Source organism: Ruegeria sp. HKCCD6428 (genome assembly GCF_013110595.1).
GTDB lineage: Bacteria > Pseudomonadota > Alphaproteobacteria > Rhodobacterales > Rhodobacteraceae > Ruegeria.
The window spans coordinates 21,717-36,991 of record NZ_WVQX01000001.1; the positions used below are offsets into that span (position 1 = coordinate 21,717).

Annotated in this window: 18 protein-coding genes; 6 read left to right on the plus strand and 12 right to left on the minus strand. The window is 58.4% G+C overall.

Annotated elements, in window-relative coordinates; genetic code table 11:
- Positions 1-237 precede the first annotated feature (237 nt).
- From GS620_RS00100 to GS620_RS00115, 4 genes are all read right to left on the minus strand, one after another.
- Positions 238-450, minus strand: coding sequence for a hypothetical protein (locus GS620_RS00100; RefSeq protein ID WP_171119424.1), 213 nt, complete (start codon positions 448-450; stop codon positions 238-240).
- Positions 451-503: 53 nt separating this feature from the next.
- Positions 504-2,285 carry an acyl-CoA dehydrogenase C-terminal domain-containing protein gene (locus tag GS620_RS00105; RefSeq protein WP_171613467.1) on the minus strand — a complete coding sequence of 594 codons (1,782 nt, stop codon included), beginning with the start codon at positions 2,283-2,285 and terminating at the stop codon, positions 504-506.
- 42 nt (positions 2,286-2,327) lie between these two features.
- Positions 2,328-2,729, minus strand: coding sequence for a MerR family DNA-binding transcriptional regulator (locus GS620_RS00110; RefSeq protein WP_152457424.1), 402 nt, complete (start codon positions 2,727-2,729; stop codon positions 2,328-2,330).
- Between the two features lie 267 nt (positions 2,730-2,996).
- On the minus strand, positions 2,997-3,365 hold the full coding sequence (locus GS620_RS00115) for a MerR family DNA-binding transcriptional regulator (RefSeq protein WP_152457425.1): 369 nt from the start codon (positions 3,363-3,365) through the stop codon (positions 2,997-2,999).
- A 115-nt stretch (positions 3,366-3,480) separates the two neighbouring features.
- On the opposite strand from GS620_RS00115, the gene GS620_RS00120 reads away from it, so the two are divergent.
- Genes GS620_RS00120 through GS620_RS00130 form a run of 3 tightly spaced genes read left to right on the plus strand, consistent with a single transcriptional unit; the run spans position 3,481 to position 5,739 of the window.
- A complete protein-coding gene (locus GS620_RS00120) occupies positions 3,481-3,900 on the plus strand; it encodes a PaaI family thioesterase (protein WP_152457426.1) in 420 nt (139 codons plus the stop codon).
- A gap of 1 nt (position 3,901) precedes the next feature.
- Positions 3,902-4,420 carry a PaaI family thioesterase gene (locus GS620_RS00125; RefSeq protein WP_152457427.1) on the plus strand — a complete coding sequence of 173 codons (519 nt, stop codon included), beginning with the start codon at positions 3,902-3,904 and terminating at the stop codon, positions 4,418-4,420.
- Between the two features lie 2 nt (positions 4,421-4,422).
- Entirely contained in the window at positions 4,423-5,739 is a 1,317-nt protein-coding gene (locus GS620_RS00130) for an MATE family efflux transporter (protein WP_171613469.1), read from the plus strand.
- Here the strand turns inward: GS620_RS00130 and arsC are convergent.
- From arsC to GS620_RS00150, 4 genes are read right to left on the minus strand one after another with little or no spacing between them, the layout of a single operon-like run.
- Positions 5,736-6,077 carry an arsenate reductase (glutaredoxin) gene (arsC, locus tag GS620_RS00135; protein WP_171170673.1) on the minus strand — a complete coding sequence of 114 codons (342 nt, stop codon included), beginning with the start codon at positions 6,075-6,077 and terminating at the stop codon, positions 5,736-5,738. The genes GS620_RS00130 and arsC overlap by 4 nt on opposite strands.
- Positions 6,074-7,132 (minus strand): quinone-dependent dihydroorotate dehydrogenase, encoded by a 1,059-nt coding sequence (locus GS620_RS00140; protein ID WP_171613471.1) that lies wholly within the window; start codon positions 7,130-7,132, stop codon positions 6,074-6,076. Before GS620_RS00140 ends, arsC begins: the two co-directional genes overlap by 4 nt.
- Positions 7,129-7,560 carry a DUF1330 domain-containing protein gene (locus tag GS620_RS00145; RefSeq protein WP_171613473.1) on the minus strand — a complete coding sequence of 144 codons (432 nt, stop codon included), beginning with the start codon at positions 7,558-7,560 and terminating at the stop codon, positions 7,129-7,131. Before GS620_RS00145 ends, GS620_RS00140 begins: the two co-directional genes overlap by 4 nt.
- On the minus strand, positions 7,557-7,895 hold the full coding sequence (locus GS620_RS00150) for a DUF952 domain-containing protein (protein WP_171613475.1): 339 nt from the start codon (positions 7,893-7,895) through the stop codon (positions 7,557-7,559). The genes GS620_RS00145 and GS620_RS00150 overlap by 4 nt, the downstream gene beginning before the upstream one ends.
- Before the next feature lie 107 nt (positions 7,896-8,002).
- On the opposite strand from GS620_RS00150, the gene GS620_RS00155 reads away from it, so the two are divergent.
- Positions 8,003-9,586, plus strand: a complete 1,584-nt coding sequence (locus GS620_RS00155; RefSeq protein ID WP_171613477.1) for a bifunctional UDP-sugar hydrolase/5'-nucleotidase — start codon at positions 8,003-8,005, stop codon at positions 9,584-9,586.
- 62 nt (positions 9,587-9,648) lie between these two features.
- Here GS620_RS00155 and GS620_RS21900 read toward each other — a convergent pair whose 3' ends face one another.
- From GS620_RS21900 to GS620_RS21910, 3 genes are read right to left on the minus strand one after another with little or no spacing between them, the layout of a single operon-like run.
- Positions 9,649-9,945, minus strand: a complete 297-nt coding sequence (locus tag GS620_RS21900; protein ID WP_253283770.1) for a sulfotransferase — start codon at positions 9,943-9,945, stop codon at positions 9,649-9,651.
- On the minus strand, positions 9,906-10,619 hold the full coding sequence (locus GS620_RS21905) for a sulfotransferase (RefSeq protein WP_253283771.1): 714 nt from the start codon (positions 10,617-10,619) through the stop codon (positions 9,906-9,908). The genes GS620_RS21900 and GS620_RS21905 overlap by 40 nt, the downstream gene beginning before the upstream one ends.
- A 23-nt stretch (positions 10,620-10,642) precedes the next feature.
- Positions 10,643-11,260 (minus strand): tetratricopeptide repeat protein, encoded by a 618-nt coding sequence (locus tag GS620_RS21910; RefSeq protein WP_253283772.1) that lies wholly within the window; start codon positions 11,258-11,260, stop codon positions 10,643-10,645.
- Between the two features lie 94 nt (positions 11,261-11,354).
- Between GS620_RS21910 and GS620_RS00165 the strand changes: the two genes are divergently transcribed.
- Positions 11,355-12,020, plus strand: a complete 666-nt coding sequence (locus GS620_RS00165; RefSeq protein WP_171119432.1) for an SOS response-associated peptidase — start codon at positions 11,355-11,357, stop codon at positions 12,018-12,020.
- 47 nt (positions 12,021-12,067) lie between these two features.
- Entirely contained in the window at positions 12,068-13,120 is a 1,053-nt protein-coding gene (mnmH, locus tag GS620_RS00170; RefSeq protein WP_171613479.1) for a tRNA 2-selenouridine(34) synthase MnmH, read from the plus strand.
- Here the strand turns inward: mnmH and selD are convergent.
- Positions 13,111-15,270 carry a selenide, water dikinase SelD gene (gene selD / locus GS620_RS00175; RefSeq protein ID WP_171613481.1) on the minus strand — a complete coding sequence of 720 codons (2,160 nt, stop codon included), beginning with the start codon at positions 15,268-15,270 and terminating at the stop codon, positions 13,111-13,113. The two genes, mnmH and selD, sit on opposite strands and share 10 nt — an antisense overlap.
- Positions 15,271-15,275: the final 5 nt, after the last annotated feature.

Below are 15,275 nucleotides of genomic sequence, written 5' to 3' on the forward strand. Positions count from 1 at the left end.
GAGTATTTTTGAAAAGATGAAGGCCAGTCGGTAACCTTTGATCAACCATCTTCCTATTCAATGGTCCTGCGGTACAGGCTGGAGAGCCGATGACCGCAAAAGGTGAAGTCGTCCCTGTCCTGATGGCGAGTGCGCCCGGTGGCAGGGACGCGTCGCAGCTTCATCTTTTCATAAATACTCCCGCCGGAGGCATCCGGCATTCAAGTTAGCGGTTTCGTAAAAAATCGTCGCTGGCATTCACTTTTTCCGGGCCTCCAGTTCGGAATTAAAGATGCGCAGGCGATGGATCAGGTTGTCCTCGTTGATTACGCTGTTGAAATTTTCGAACAGAAAAGACAGCGCTTCGCCTTCATCTAATCCTGCCTCACGGGCAAAAGCCCTGAGCTTTCGATAGCCGTCCTCGGTCATGGCGACCGGGAATCGGCGGGTCAGGCGAAATCGTTTTGGCATTGTATCTCCTCCGTAAACCGGCTCCGAGGCGGGACCCCGGAACCGGAGAAAGATCAGAAGTTTGCAGCTTCCAGCGCCATGACCGTATCTGCGCCGGTTTGAATGCGCGACAGATGCAACGCCGTGGCGGGCAGACGGCGGGCCATGTAGAAGCGCCCGGTGTTGATCTTGGTCTCGTAGAACTCTTTGTCCGACGTGCCACTGTCCAGCGCTTCTTGTGCGGCCTTGGCCATACGCGCCCACATCAGGCCCAGGCAGACATGACCGAACATGTGCATGAAATCGTAGGAACCGGACAGCGCGTTGTTCGGATTTTTCATGCCTTCCTGCATGAAATACATACCAGCCGCCTGCAGATCCTTGGACGCAGCCTTCAGCGGTTCGATGAAGGCTTTGTCATACGCCTCGTTCTGGCCTGAGTTTTCCTTGCAGAAGGTTTTGACCATGTCGAAGAAGGCCATGACGTGCTTGCCGCCGTCCTGCGCCAGTTTGCGGCCAACAAGGTCCAACGCCTGTACGCCGTTGGCGCCTTCATAGATCATGGCGATCCGGGCATCGCGGGTATATTGCGACATGCCCCATTCCTCGATGTAGCCGTGCCCGCCATAGACTTGCTGCGCCTGAACGGTCATGTCGTAACCTTCATCCGTCAGGAAGCCCTTGATGACCGGGGTCAGAAGCGAGATCAGCCCGTCCGCGTCCTTGTCACCCGATCGGTGCGCTTTATCGATCATGGTCGCGCCCCAAAGGATGAACGCGCGTGCGCCTTCGGTGAAGCTTTTCTGATCCATCAGATTGCGACGGATGTCAGGGTGAACGATCAGCGGATCAGCCGGGCCATCGGGGTTCTTTACACCGGTTACATCGCGGCCCTGCAGGCGGTCTTTGGCGTATTCCAGAGCGTTCTGATACGCCGCTTCGGCCTGCGACAGGCCTTGCATGCCCACACCCAGACGCGCTTCGTTCATCATGGTGAACATCGCACGCATACCTTTGTGCTCTTCGCCCAGCAGCCAGCCGGTGGCCTCGTCATAGTTCATGACGCAGGTCGAGTTGCCGTGGATGCCCATCTTTTCTTCGATCTTGCCGACCGAGACGCCGTTGCGTTCGCCCAGCGAACCGTCCTCGTTCACGATGAACTTGGGCACGATGAACAGCGAAACGCCCTTGATGCCTTCGGGTCCGCCGGGGATTTTGGCCAGCACCAGGTGGATGATGTTGTCGGCCATGTCGTGATCGCCAGCCGAGATAAAGATCTTCTGGCCCGAGATTTTATAGCTGCCGTCGCCCTGCGGTTCCGCTTTGGTGCGCATCAGGCCCAGATCGGTGCCGCAATGCGGTTCAGTCAGGTTCATGGTACCGGTCCATTCACAGCTGACCATTTTGGGCAGGTACTTGTTCTTCTGCTCGTCCGTTCCGTGCGCCAGAATCGCCGAGGCCGCGCCGTGCGTCAGGCCCTGGTACATGGTGAAAGCCTGGTTTGAGCCCGAGAACATCTCACCCACAGCAGTGCCAAGCACATAGGGCATGTTTTGGCCGCCATACTCTTCCGGCATGTCGAGGCCAGTCCAGCCGCCTTCCTTCATCTGCTCGAAGGCTTCCTTGAACCCGGTCGGGGTGTAGACAATACCGTTTTCCAACCGGCATCCTTCGGTGTCGCCGACAACGTTCAGCGGATGCAGAACATTTGTGGCAACCTTGCCGGCTTCTTCCAGAACCGCGCCGGTAAACTCGGCTTCCAGTTCGTTATAGCCGGGTATGTCCGACTTTGAGACATTCAGCACGTCGTGCAGGATGAACTGCATGTCTTTGGTTGGCGCGTTGTAAACGGGCATGTGAAGCTCCCTTAATTCATATGTCCGGATGACAGGTCGAGGTTACTCGGCTGCCTTCTTTTCCTGTTTCATCGAGGCGATGACTTTCTCGCCCCAGCGCAACTGCTCTTTCAGATCGTCTATGGCCTGCGTCAGCTCTTCGCGGCGCGCTTCCATGTCCTCCAGACGCTCGCACGCGATTTCATAGGTCCGGGTCATCTGTGTGACCTGCTGGTCGCCGACATGGTACAAATCCAGCAGTTGTCGAATTTCTTCCAGGCTGAACCCAAATCGTTTGCCGCGCAGGATCAGTTTGAGCCGCGCCCGATCACGCTTGGTGAACAGACGTTTCTGGCCTTCACGGATCGGGAACAGAAGTTCCTTGGCCTCATAGAACCGCAAGGTGCGTGGCGTGACATCATAGGTCTCGCACATCTCACGGATGGTCATCACATCTTCGGTCATTCGTCATACTCTCGTCACTGGCGTCATGAGATATGAGTTGCGCAGTTGGTACGCGCTTTACAACACGAGAGTGACGTTTACGTAATCCAGACGCTGCGTCATTTCAAAGTTGACGTAACATCCGGCCACGTAAGCACGGTCTGACGCAATTTTCTTTCCGTTGCGTCATGCGGAATTTCCCGCCAAATCTGGCGCAATTGAGGAAACACCGCGCATCTGTTTGCGCAGATTCAGGGTGATCAATTCGAATTTTCGGATTGGGGGCGGCTATCCCAAGGACTTGGCCGTCTGGTCGCGCAGACGCTTGAGTTCGTCCATGGCTTCGTCCAGTTGCTGGCGCTGCTGCTGAAGCTCGTTCATCTGGCGATCCGCCATCTCGACGAAGGTGGCCATTTGCGCCTCATTGCCCTGATCTTCGTAGATCAAAAGCCATTGGCGGATCTCTTCCAGGGGAAATCCGAACTTGCGGCCGCGCATGATCAGCTTCATCCGCGCGCATTCGCGCGGGCCGTAAAACCGGGACCGACCTTCACGGTCCGGTTGCAAAAGTTCGATGTATTCGTAATAGCGCAGAGTGCGCGGGGTCACGTCGAACTCGGCGCACATCTCTTTGAATGACAAACGGTTGTTGGACATTCCCGATCTCCTTGTCAGCAACCTAGGCGGTCCCGATCCCAAGCGCAACAGGTGGGCTTGCCCTTTGCGGAAACAGCGGCTCATAAAGGACGGGCAGAGAACAGGACGCAAACCAATGGTCGACAAGACAGTTTTAGCCCGCCAGTTTATCGAGGCGATCCCCCATGCGCGGGCATTGAACCTCAAGCTCACGCAGATCGGTGAGGGCGAGGCAGAGATCACTTTGCCCTACAATGAGGATCTGATCGGGGATCCGCGCACAGGGGTGATTCACGGTGGGGCGATTTCCACAATTCTGGACACATGCTGCGGTGCTGCTGTGATGAGCCACCCCTCGGCCCCCGGCGGGACAGCCACGATCGATCTGCGCATTGACTACATGCGCGCAGCGACACCGGGTCAGACGGTGACAGCGCATGCCGTCTGCTATCACATCACGCGGAACGTGGCGTTTGTACGAGCCACGGCTATGGACCATGACAAAGACCTGCCGGTGGCCACGGCCTCGGGGTCCTTTACGGTTGAGGGGAAATAACATGGCAAGACCTCGTCCCGAACCAATGCAGGTGGTCAAGCAGCGACGCGACGCAGCGTTGCGTGCGCTGGTTGACGGTGTCCCTTACATCCGATTTCTCAATATCAGCTTCGACCGGCGCGGGGATGAACTGACCGGCGTTCTGAACTTCGATGACAAGTTGATCGGCAACCCGTTCCTGCCTGCGATTCACGGCGGTGTAACCGCGGCATTCCTCGAAGTGACCGCTGTCATCACCCTTAGTTGGGAACATATGTTCCCGCGTATCGAAAGTGGCGAGATCGACGGAGAGGCCATTGTGACCGACCCGAATATTCGCTTTCCCAAGACCATCGACTTTACCGTCGACTATCTGCGCTCGGGCCTTCCACGGGACGCATATGCACGGGCCTTCATCAGCAGATCCGGGCGGCGGTATGCCTCGGTCCGTGTCGAAGCCTGGCAGGACAATCATGCGAAACTGTTTGCGCAGGCTTCCGGACATTTCCTGATGCCGCAACCTCCCAGAGACAAGAGCTGACCGTGCAGGACGCCTCGGCGCCCATCACGCACGGGCGGGTGCTGAAGATCGCGGTGCCCATAGTTCTGTCGAATGCCACCGTGCCGATACTGGGTGCGGTGGATACCGGCGTTGTCGGTCAGATGGGCGAGGCGGCCCCGATCGGGGCGGTCGGCATCGGGGCTGTGATCCTGTCCACAATTTATTGGATCTTCGGTTTCCTGCGGATGGGCACAACCGGGATGGCGGCGCAGGCACGCGGGGCAGGCGATACCGTCGAAACCCGGGCGCTGCTGATGCGCGGCCTGATCCTTGGAGGCGCGGCAGGACTGTTCTTTATCCTTGCGCAGGTGGCCGTGTTTGCGGGTGCATTCGCGCTTTCCCCGGCAAGCCCCGAAGTCGAAGCCCTGACCCGATCCTATCTGGAAATCCGCATCTGGGGGGCGCCTGCAACCATCGCATTATATGCCGTTACCGGCTGGCTGATCGCCGTCGAGCGTACGCGCGGCGTGTTCATCCTTCAGGTCTGGATGAACGGGTTGAATATCGGTCTCGACCTGTGGTTCGTTTTGGGCCTGGGCTGGGGGGTCGAAGGGGTTGCGATTGCCACCCTGATCGCAGAATGGACCGGTTTGGCCTTGGGGGTGTGGCTTTGCCGGGATGGGTTCGCAGATGGAATCTGGCGCGATTGGGCTAGGGTTTTCGATGCCGCCCGGCTGCGGCGCATGTTGCAGGTCAACGGTGATATCATGCTGCGATCGGTTCTGTTGACCGGATCGTTCACGACATTCCTTTTTGTTGGCTCGGATCTGGGTGACGTGAATCTGGCGGCCAATCAAGTCTTGCTTCAGTTTCTTGAAATCACCGCCTTTGCGCTTGATGGGTTCGCCTTTTCCGCCGAAGCGCTGGTCGGAGGCGCAGTCGGTGCCAGAGACAGGTATCAGGTGCGTCGCGCCTCTGTCATGGCCTCGCAATGGGGTGTTGGGGGCGCGCTGTTGCTGGCGGCGGTTTTCTTCGTCGCCGGCCCGGCGCTGATCGACCTGATGTCAACTTCACCGCAAGTGCGTGAAGCCGGGCGCGAATACCTGTTCTGGGCCGCGATCGCCCCGGTGATCGGGGTGGCAAGCTGGATGTTCGACGGTATCTACATCGGTGCCACCTGGACCCGCGCCATGCGAAACGCGATGATTCAGTCGGTGGCGATCTATGTGGTCGCTTTGTTCATGCTGGTGCCTGTCTTCGGCAATCACGGCCTGTGGGCCGCGCTGATGGTTCTTAATATCGCACGTGGTGTGACAATGGGCTGGCGCTATCCCAAGCTTGAAGCCCAGGTGGCCTAGAGCAACGTCAACAGGTTTTCCGGCGGACGTCCGATGGCGGCTTTGTCTCCGGCAATTGCAAGAGGGCGCTCGATCAGGATCGGGTTTTCGGCCATGGCACGGATCAGGTCTTCGTCGGGCGAGGTTTTGACCAGCCCCAGTTCCTTGAACCGTTTTTCTCCTGTGCGCATCATTTCGATGGGCGACAGCCCAAGCGCGGATTGCGCAGCGCGCAACTCGTCGATTGACGGTGCGTCTTCCAGGTACTTTCGAACGCAGACCTGCGCACCGTTTTCTTCCAAAAGCGCCAGACCGGCGCGGGATTTGGAACAGCGGGGGTTGTGCCAGTATTCGATCACAGCCAATCCTCTCGTTTGCTGCCGACGGCTTGCGATACGGTGTCAAAACCGTCACGCGCCAGCAAGTCATCCAGCCCTTTGGCGATGTCGGCAGCCAGGGAAATGCCGCCATACACCATTGCGGTATAGAACTGCACGGCCGATGCCCCGGCACAGATCTTGGCATAGGCTTGCTCGGCATTGCTGATGCCGCCCACGCCTATCAGGGGGATATCCCCGTCCGTCAGTTTGCTCAGCCGAGCCAGTACGCTGGTCGACTTTTCAAACAGCGGGGCGCCCGACAAACCACCACTTTCGTCTTTCTGCGCGCTGCGCAACCCGTCGCGGGACAAGGTGGTATTGGTGGCGATCACAGCGTCCACCCCGGTTTCGCGTGCGACCTCGGCGATGTCCTGCAATTCCGCCTCGGTGAGATCCGGAGCGATTTTCAGGAAGATCGGCAGCCGGCGCGGCAGCGCATCACGTGTCTCGATCACACCGCTCAACAACGCGGTGAGAGCGGCTTTGCCCTGCAAATCCCGCAGCTTCTCCGTATTCGGGGATGACACGTTGACGGTTGCAAAATCCAGGTGTTCGGCACAATGGGCCAGCACTTTGACAAAATCGCCCGCGCGGTCTTCGCTGTCCTTGTTGGCCCCCAGATTCAGGCCGATGACCGCGTCTTTGGGGCGGTCTGCCAGCCGTTTTGCCATCGCCTCCATGCCTTCATTGTTGAAGCCAAAGCGGTTGATGGCTGCCTTGTCCTCGGTCAGGCGAAAAAGACGGGGTTTGGGGTTTCCCGGTTGCGGGCGCGGCGTGACCGCCCCGACTTCGACAAAACCGAACCCGGCGCGGGACAGCGGGGCCAAAACCTCACCATTCTTGTCGAACCCGGCAGCCAGCCCAATCGGGTTCGGCAGGGTCAACCCGGCAACGACCGTTTTCAGGCGCGGCGTCGTTACCGGCCCGGGTGCGGGTGCCAGCCCTGACTTCAACGCCCTGATCGACATCCCGTGGGCGGTCTCGGGGTCCATGCGGTGCAGGGCGGCGAGGCCCAGTTTCTCTGTCAGTTTCATCCGAATGTCGCCCCGGCTTCACTTGAACCGCATCGGATCAGGCGGGACGTTTCCACCGCCGCCTGACGGTGGATCACCGCCGCCCGATAGGTTGGGTCGGTGACCATTTCCAGAAATGCATGTGCCGTCGGATAGCGGGCGATGAAAACGGCATCCCACGCCTCGTCCGCCGGGCCAATCAGGGTTGATTCAAACACCCCACGCCAAAGGATGCGCGCCCCGATACGTTCAATGATCGGAGCGGTTTCGGCTCCGTAGTTCTTGTAGGCTTGCGCTCCGGTCAGCCCTGCATTCTCCAGTTCATGCGCGGGTGGGTACTGCGCCTTGGCCCGAAATTTCACCAGGTTGAGCATTTCGATCGGCTGGTCCCGATCCAATGCCTTGAAGGCCTCGAACTGGTCGCGGTCCGGGTCGATATAGGATGTCATGACATGTCCTTTGGGAACTGGTGCGCGGTGCCGTCAAACGGCAGAGGGCGTGACCAGGCAACATCGCTCATCCGGATCTGGCGATAGAGATGCGGGAACAGGGCACCGCCGCGCGAGACCTCCCATTTCAGGTCGTCGCCCATCGCATCTGCGTCACAGGCCAGCAAAACCAGACCATCGACACCGGCAAAATGTTTGGCTGCGGTTTCAGCTGCTTGTTCAGCGGTGGAAAAGTGGACAAACCCGTCAGCGACGTCGATCGGAGCACCGTTCGAGGCACCTTGGTCCTGCAAGGTGGCCCACTCTTCGGCTCGGAAAATCTTGTAAATCAGCATACGGACCTGATGCCCCGCGTACGCGTTGGAATCAAGCCGGATTTCTTCTTTGACTCTTTGGCGTCATCGGCGCACGATCCCTGCAAATTAAAACAGGGAGATTCAATATGTTGACGCGTTTCCTGGCTTCGGCTGCAATTCTTGGCCTGACCGCTGGCGTGGCGGCGGCAGAATACAAGCTGACCATTCTGCATACTAACGACATTCACAGTCGTATCGAGTCGATCAACAAATACGACTCGACCTGTGACGCAGAAGGCGAAGCCGAAGGTAAGTGTTTTGGCGGCGTTGCACGCCTCAAGACCATGGTAGACGCCCGACGTGATGCGCTGGCGGATCAGAATGTGCTGCTGCTGGATGCGGGGGATCCGTTCCAGGGATCGCTTTACTACACAACATATAAGGGCGCGGCAGAGGCCGAGTTCATGGAAGCCATCGGTTACGATGTTATGGCCGTTGGCAACCACGAATTCGACGATGGTCCGGAAGGTCTGGCGTCGTTCATCGACGCGGTCAGTTTCCCAGTGATCTCGGGCAATCTGGACCTGTCGTCGTCGGCCGAGTTGAAGGACAAGGTCGGCAACCATGTTGTGCTTGACGTTGGCGGTCAGAAGGTCGGCATAATTTCAGCACTGGCAACGGACACGGTTGAAACGTCAAGCCCCGGCAAGGACGTAATTTTCAAGGATGAGATAGAAAGCCTGCAGGCTGATGTAGCTGCCTTGCAGGATGAAGGTGTCAATATCATCATTGCTTTGAACCATGTTGGATTGGCCAAGGATCTGGAGATCGCAGAGCAGGTGCCGGGGCTTGACCTTGTTGTCGGCGGCCATTCGCACACGCTGCTCTCGAACACGCAGGAAGGTGCGGCTGGGTCATATCCGATGATGGTCGGTGATGTCCCGATCGTGCAGGCCTATGCCTATTCCAAATATCTGGGCGAGATCACGCTGACCTTTGATGATGACGGCAACCTGATTTCAGCGGAAGGTGAGCCTATCCTGCTTGATGCGTCTGTCACGCCCGATGCGGATATCGCTGCACGCGTGGCCGAGATGGGCGCACCGATCGAAGAAATGAAGCAACGCGTCGTTGCCAACTCGGGCGCTGCAATTGAAGGCGATCGGGCGGTTTGCCGCGTACAAGAATGCGCAATGGGTAACCTTGTCGCCGACGCCATGCTGGCGCGGGTTGCCGAACAGGGCGCTCAGATTGCGATTGCGAATTCTGGCGGTCTGCGCGCGTCGATTGACGAAGGCGAAGTGACCATGGGCGAAGTGCTGACTGTGCTGCCGTTCCAGAACACGCTGTCCACTTTTGAGATCACCGGGCAGACCGTCATTGACGCGCTGGAAAACGGCGTAAGCCAGGTGGAAGAGGTCAAGGGCCGGTTCCCGCAAGTGGCGGGCCTGCGCTTTACCTGGGATCCCAGCGTAGCGCCGAACGAAGGGCGTATCATTGATGTGATGGTCGCCGAGGGTGATGGGTTCGTTCCGATTGATCCGAACAAAACCTACCTGGTCGTAACCAACAACTACGTCCGCAATGGTGGCGATGGGTATTCGATGTTCGAGGGCGATGACAAGAACGCCTATGACTTCGGTCCGGATCTTGCGGATGTAACCGCGGAATATCTGGCTGAAAACGCGCCGTACCAGCCTTATGTCGACGGACGCATCCAACAGAAGTGACCCTGTTTTTCGAAAAGGACAAAAGCCGCGTCGTTATGATGCGGCTTTTCCGCTTCTGCGGATTAACTGAAATCGTATTCCGGCCAAAGTTCCGGGTCAAAGCCATCCAGCATCGGTTTGATCTGATGCGCGACCTTGCGCCAGCGCCCGATTGACTTGGTCGAGATCTTGTTGCGCACCTGATCCACGCTGGCCGTACGCACCTGTCTGGTGTTCTTTTCGGGGTGTACCATGGATTGGCACCACTCAATACCGCAAAACTCGGCAACGCGCTGGCTGTGGGTCAGGGGGTCCGCCACCAGATCTTCATAGGGCATTGTCAGAATGCGGTTTCCGAACAGCTTATCCCAATGAGACATGTAGCGGGATACAGATTTGCGGTATGCGCGATCGCTTCAAGGTTAGATGTGTCGTTCATGCCGTCTGCCAGGAACCGCTGGATCCATTTTGACAAACCGACATCGCGTGGATCCCGCAGCATGTTGATGATCCGGGCATTCGGGAAGGCTGCAAGAATGAAGCCGACATTTTGGTAGTTGTGCGGCATCTTGTCGACAAAGGCGATTGAATCCGTCGGAATCCCAGGCATCTGGTCCAGGTAGCTTTGGGCAATCGCCTTCGCGGCTTCTGAATCGAGCGACGTGCCGGACGTATAAAACTTTGCGGAAAGGTCGGTCATCAGCATCAGTTCACCGCAACCGGCGATACCGGGCGCAGAGCTCAGCATCATCTCCATCAAAGTGGTTCCGGATCGCGGCTGACCGATAATAAAAATTGGTACCGGCATACTGTTTTGCTCTGCACTGACCCGAGGCGACCCTTGAGGGAACAGGTCCAGAATATCGGATATTTTGTTCTCTTCGATTTCGGGGTCGTAGGGTAGAATACTCTGTTGGATTGCGTTTGCCTTTGCAAATTGCGGCAACGCCTTGGCCAAGCCTTCGCTTTTTTCGATCAGATGTGCCTTGGCAAACTCGAGCTCTTGTAAAGGTTGATCTGTCTGAGCGATGGCCTCGTTCAACGCAGGGATCATCTGCGGCACGTTTTCCTGTGCGGTCAATATTGCGGATTGCAAGAGGGCATTCGGGTTGTGGGGATCGGTTTCCAGGATGTTTTGCAGAACTTTGATCGCTTGGGCTCTGTCACTGGTCTGATGCAGATTGATGGCCATTTGCAATGCAATAGTTGTGTTCTTTGTGCCAACTCGTACGCGCGTTGGATATCCCGCGTGCTTTCCTCGACAAAACCGATGCTTTGGAAGGCGCGGGCACGCTTTGAAAGCAATTCCGCGTTGTTCGGATCTGACGCCAGTTTGTGTGTGGTGAACTGGATGATGGATCGCCAGTTCTCCCCTTGGCGTTGTATTTCGTCGATGACTCTGGTGAGTTCCCGATTGTTGGGAAATCGTTCAATCTTTTTTTCTGCGTAGGTCAATGCCTGTAAAATTTGCCCTGTTTGCATCAAGGCGTTAGCCAGATTCTCGGAAAATTGCGGATCATCGGGCTTCATCCGCGAGGCTTCAATGAAATGCGGAATGGATTTCCTGTACTGCTTCATCTCGGTCAAAACGAAACCGGCGATGGCTTGGTAATCCGAGGCCTTCGGGAATTTCTTGATGCCCAATTGGGCCTTTTTCAGCGCCTGTGGAAGCTTGCCCGCATCCAAAAGGGCCATCGCTTTACTCTTGAGGGATTGCGTTTTTGGGTTTTCCGTGTGATCCCGTGAGATCCTGTGCCAGTATCAAGATTGTATCGTCGGTTGATTACCTATGTGCGGACGGTTTGCAATAACTCTTCCCAATGACGCGATGGCGCAGCTGTTCTCCGCGCGTCCGGCAAACGCGTTGCCGACCGTACCGAATTTCAATGTTTGTCCGACAAATCAGGTGCATGTGGTTCGGGGTGGTGACTCAGGTCGGCGTCTGGATGCGCTGCGTTGGGGGTTCTTGCCACATTGGTACAAGACGCAAACCGCCGGGCCTTTGCTGATCAACGCCCGCGCCGAGACTTTGGCGGAAAAGCCTGCCTTTCGCGATGCCTGCCGGTCGCGTCGCTGTCTGATTGCCGCAACGGGGTTCTACGAATGGACCAAGACGGACGAGGGAACGCGCTTGCCATGGTACATCCATCGTAGGGACGGCGCCCCCATTGCCTTTGCCGGGATCTGGCAGGATTGGGGGGTGGATGAAAACCGTCAGGGCACCTGTGCCATCGTGACGACGGCGGCCAACGAAAACCTTGGTACCATCCATCATCGGATGCCCCTGATCCTCGAACCCGAACATTGGTCATTGTGGCTGGGAGAAGCGGGAAAGGGCGCTGCTCGTTTGATGCAGCCGGGGGCAGAGGATGTGCTGACGTTTCATCGCGTTGATCCAGTCGTGAACTCGAACCGGGCCAGCGGACCTGATCTGATCACGCCTTTGCACGAGTGACGGCGTGCGGCCTTTTCTTTGCAGACGCGGCAAGCTAGACCATCGGCATGGCCCTGAATTTTTCTGATCTGACACAGCTTTATGCGCATGGTTTTGACACGGTCATCGATGTGCGCAGTCCGGCAGAGTTCGCTGAAGATCATCTGCCAGGCGCGATCAACCTGCCGGTTCTGAACAACGAGGAACGCGCCCGTGTCGGGACCATGTATGTACAGGAGAGTCCGTTTCTGGCGCGTAAACTCGGGGCCGCTCTGGTATTCCGCAATGCGGCCAACCACATCGAGCAACATCTAAGCCACCACGAAGGCAGCTGGCGCCCTCTGATCTATTGCTGGCGTGGCGGACAGCGTTCCGGGTCGTTCACATGGATGCTGCAACAAATCGGCTGGCGTGCGGATGTGATCGAGGGCGGCTATCGCACCTACCGCTGGCTGGTGAATGCGTATTTGTACGATGATCCGTTGCCGCATCGGTTGGTGGCGCTGGATGGCTATACCGGAACGGCCAAGACAGAATTGCTGGCACTTTTGCAGGCACGCCGGCTGCAGGTTCTTGACCTCGAAGCACTGGCCAATCACCGAGGGTCTCTGCTGGGGGAAAGACCGGGCGGCCAGCCCAGCCAGAAAGCTTTTGAATCGGCCCTGGCAGGGGCGCTTTGTGCGATGGATACGGCGCGCCCGGTCGTCATCGAAGCGGAATCGTCCAAGATCGGCAGCCTGATACTGCCGCCCAGCCTGTGGAACGCTTTGTGCGCAGCCCCACGGGTGAACATCACGGCTCCGCTCGAGGCGCGCGCTGCCTATCTCGTTCAGGCCTATGACGACATCCTGTCTGACAGTGACCGTTTGAGGGACCGTTTGTCGCCGCTGCGCTTTCATCGCGGGCACGAGGTCGTGGATAATTGGATGCAGCTGATCGAAGCAGGTCAAAAACAGGTGCTGACCCAGGCCCTGATGGAGCAGCATTACGACCCGGCATACGCAAAGTCGCGGCGGTCCCGTTCCGTCAAGGTTCTGGCCGATATTGAGATCGCCGTTCTGAACGATGCCGGCCTGAGCAAGGCGGCCACCCGGATCGAAACCCTGCTGGATCAGTCCTGAAGGCGCAGTCCCGGTGCATCGGTGAGCTCGCCGATTGCCATGGCCGGATATCCGGCGTTCCTGAGGTCTTTCAAGACGGTTTCGGCACCCTTTGCCGCCACTGCGGCCAGCAGGCCGCCTGCTGTCTGCGGGTCGAATATCAGGGCGGCTTTGCCCGCGGCAGGCAGTGCAGGTGCTATTGCCCGGTTGTCTGCAAAAAGGGTTGATCGAACACCCCGGTCCGTCAGTTCCTGCGCGCCATCCATCAACTCCACGGCATCCAAATCCATTATGGCCCCGCATCCGGAAGCGTCGCAGATACCTTGCAGATGTCCGGCCAGACCAAACCCGGTCACGTCGGTCATCGCATGGGCCCCGGCCAATATGCGGGCCGCCTTACCCTGCGGCTGCGCCATATGCCGGTAGGCTGCGGCGACCCAGGCACCGTTGGCCTGGCCTGCCATCTCGGCCGCCATGAGAACGCCGCTTCCTATGGGTTTGGTCAGGATCAGACAGTCGCCCGGTTGCCCGCCGGCCAGCGTAATCGGGTCGGCGTCGCACAGGCCGGTCAGTGTGAAACCGATTGTCATCTCGTCACCCATGGAACTGTGCCCGCCCACGATATCGGCACCGGCGTCCCGCATGACGTCTCCTGCGATCGACATGATTTCCGACATGGTACGGCGTTGCAGGGCAGCAGACATGCGCGGAAGGATGATCGTTGCCGTGGCAGCCTGAGGCGTGGCCCCCATGGCCCACACATCCCCCAGGGCATGTACAGCGGCGATGCGCGCCATAAGTGCGGGATCATTGGTAAAAGCCCGCAGGTGATCTGATGTCATGACCTGCCGAACCCCGCCCGTCTGAAGCAGAGCCGCGTCGTCGCCGGGCAGGGGGATGATATCCGGGCGAACAGGATCGGGCTGCGATTTCAGCGCCACCTGCAATGCTCCGCGCCCGACCTTGGCACCGCATCCGCCACACATCGGTTTTTCACCCAGCACCTCGACAAGCCCGGCGGCATGCGCGCGCGGCAGCGCGGGGGGCTTCATCTGCGGCAGGTCCCGGAACTTGTTCATGAAAGTCTGGTCGATGTGGTTCTTCCATTTCCACATCATCGCTCCGCTGTGGGACAACCCCAACCGCTCGCCCAGCGCTGATTTGCCGCCTAGCGAAATCAGCTTCAGGTAATCTTTCTGCGGGACGTACTTGCGCATCCGTCCAGCCCCCAGCGCCGCGCGCAGATTGTCGAACAGAACCGGTGCTTCGCGCACTGCATATACACCGGCTTTGGGTCTGGGATTGTCCGTCAGATGGGCGCAATCACCGGCGGCAAAAATCACGGGATCGCTGGATTGCAGGTAGCTGTTTACCCGGATGAAGCCATCCTCAAGGTCCAGCCCGGTCTTTTCGATCCAGCCATAGGGGCGGGCTCCGGCCGCACCTGTCACGAAACCGGCCGGGATTTTGCGCCCGTCCTGCAATGCGACGTGATCCGAAGCGATCCGGTTGATCGCGGCGTTTTCGATCACCTCTACACCAAGATCCTGCATCGCACGGCGGATCGTCTCTGCTGCTTTGGGCCTGGTGGCCGTCAAGGCAATGGCATTGTCGATCAGCGTAACCTGCGCTGACCGACCCTTGGCCCTGAGCGCATGAGCCATCGCCATGGCCAGTTCAACCCCGGCGACCCCACCGCCGATTACGACGACCGAGGCAGGGCCGCTGCCTTCCAGATAAGCAGCCCACTTTGCCGCGAATGGCCCCAGTGGTTTGGCTGGTACCGCATGTTCCGCAAAGCCGGGCATTGCGGGCATGTCCGAAGTGATCCCAACATTGACCGACGCCACATCGAAACCTACCGGAGGACGCCCGGGAACATGGATTTCCTGACGATCGGTATCGATTCCATCGACCGCGCCCAGAATGACGCGCGCGCCTGCGAAGCGGGCCAGTCTGACCAGATCGATGTCCAGCTCCCACCTGTCATAATGCCCGGCGACATAGCCTGGCAGCATCCCGGAATACGGGGCCGTCGGGCCGGGGTTTATCACGGTCACACGCGCCCCCGGCAACGGGTCCATCCCCCATTTGCGCAGCAGCAGCGCGTGGGTGTGACCTCCGCCAACAAGAACCAGATCGCGGGTCAGGGGCAGCGGAGGAATATGCATCGGTT

Bases quoted from the DNA above. Each gene is read 5' to 3' on its own strand.
- GS620_RS00140 (WP_171613471.1), bottom strand. From the start codon at position 7,132: ATGAAACTGACAGAGAAACTGGGCCTCGCCGCCCTGCACCGCATGGAC.
- GS620_RS00125 (WP_152457427.1), top strand. From the start codon at position 3,902: ATGGCAAGACCTCGTCCCGAACCAATGCAGGTGGTCAAGCAGCGACGC.
- GS620_RS00100 (WP_171119424.1), bottom strand. From the start codon at position 450: ATGCCAAAACGATTTCGCCTGACCCGCCGATTCCCGGTCGCCATGACC.
- GS620_RS00150 (WP_171613475.1), bottom strand. From the start codon at position 7,895: ATGCTGATTTACAAGATTTTCCGAGCCGAAGAGTGGGCCACCTTGCAG.
- mnmH (WP_171613479.1), top strand. From the start codon at position 12,068: ATGGCCCTGAATTTTTCTGATCTGACACAGCTTTATGCGCATGGTTTT.
- GS620_RS00120 (WP_152457426.1), top strand. From the start codon at position 3,481: ATGGTCGACAAGACAGTTTTAGCCCGCCAGTTTATCGAGGCGATCCCC.
- GS620_RS00115 (WP_152457425.1), bottom strand. From the start codon at position 3,365: ATGTCCAACAACCGTTTGTCATTCAAAGAGATGTGCGCCGAGTTCGAC.
- GS620_RS00105 (WP_171613467.1), bottom strand. From the start codon at position 2,285: ATGCCCGTTTACAACGCGCCAACCAAAGACATGCAGTTCATCCTGCAC.
- GS620_RS21905 (WP_253283771.1), bottom strand. From the start codon at position 10,619: ATGATCCCTGCGTTGAACGAGGCCATCGCTCAGACAGATCAACCTTTA.
- selD (WP_171613481.1), bottom strand. From the start codon at position 15,270: ATGCATATTCCTCCGCTGCCCCTGACCCGCGATCTGGTTCTTGTTGGC.
- GS620_RS00155 (WP_171613477.1), top strand. From the start codon at position 8,003: ATGTTGACGCGTTTCCTGGCTTCGGCTGCAATTCTTGGCCTGACCGCT.
- GS620_RS00145 (WP_171613473.1), bottom strand. From the start codon at position 7,560: ATGACATCCTATATCGACCCGGACCGCGACCAGTTCGAGGCCTTCAAG.
- GS620_RS00110 (WP_152457424.1), bottom strand. From the start codon at position 2,729: ATGACCGAAGATGTGATGACCATCCGTGAGATGTGCGAGACCTATGAT.
- GS620_RS21900 (WP_253283770.1), bottom strand. From the start codon at position 9,945: ATGTCTCATTGGGATAAGCTGTTCGGAAACCGCATTCTGACAATGCCC.
- GS620_RS21910 (WP_253283772.1), bottom strand. From the start codon at position 11,260: ATGGCCCTTTTGGATGCGGGCAAGCTTCCACAGGCGCTGAAAAAGGCC.
- GS620_RS00165 (WP_171119432.1), top strand. From the start codon at position 11,355: ATGTGCGGACGGTTTGCAATAACTCTTCCCAATGACGCGATGGCGCAG.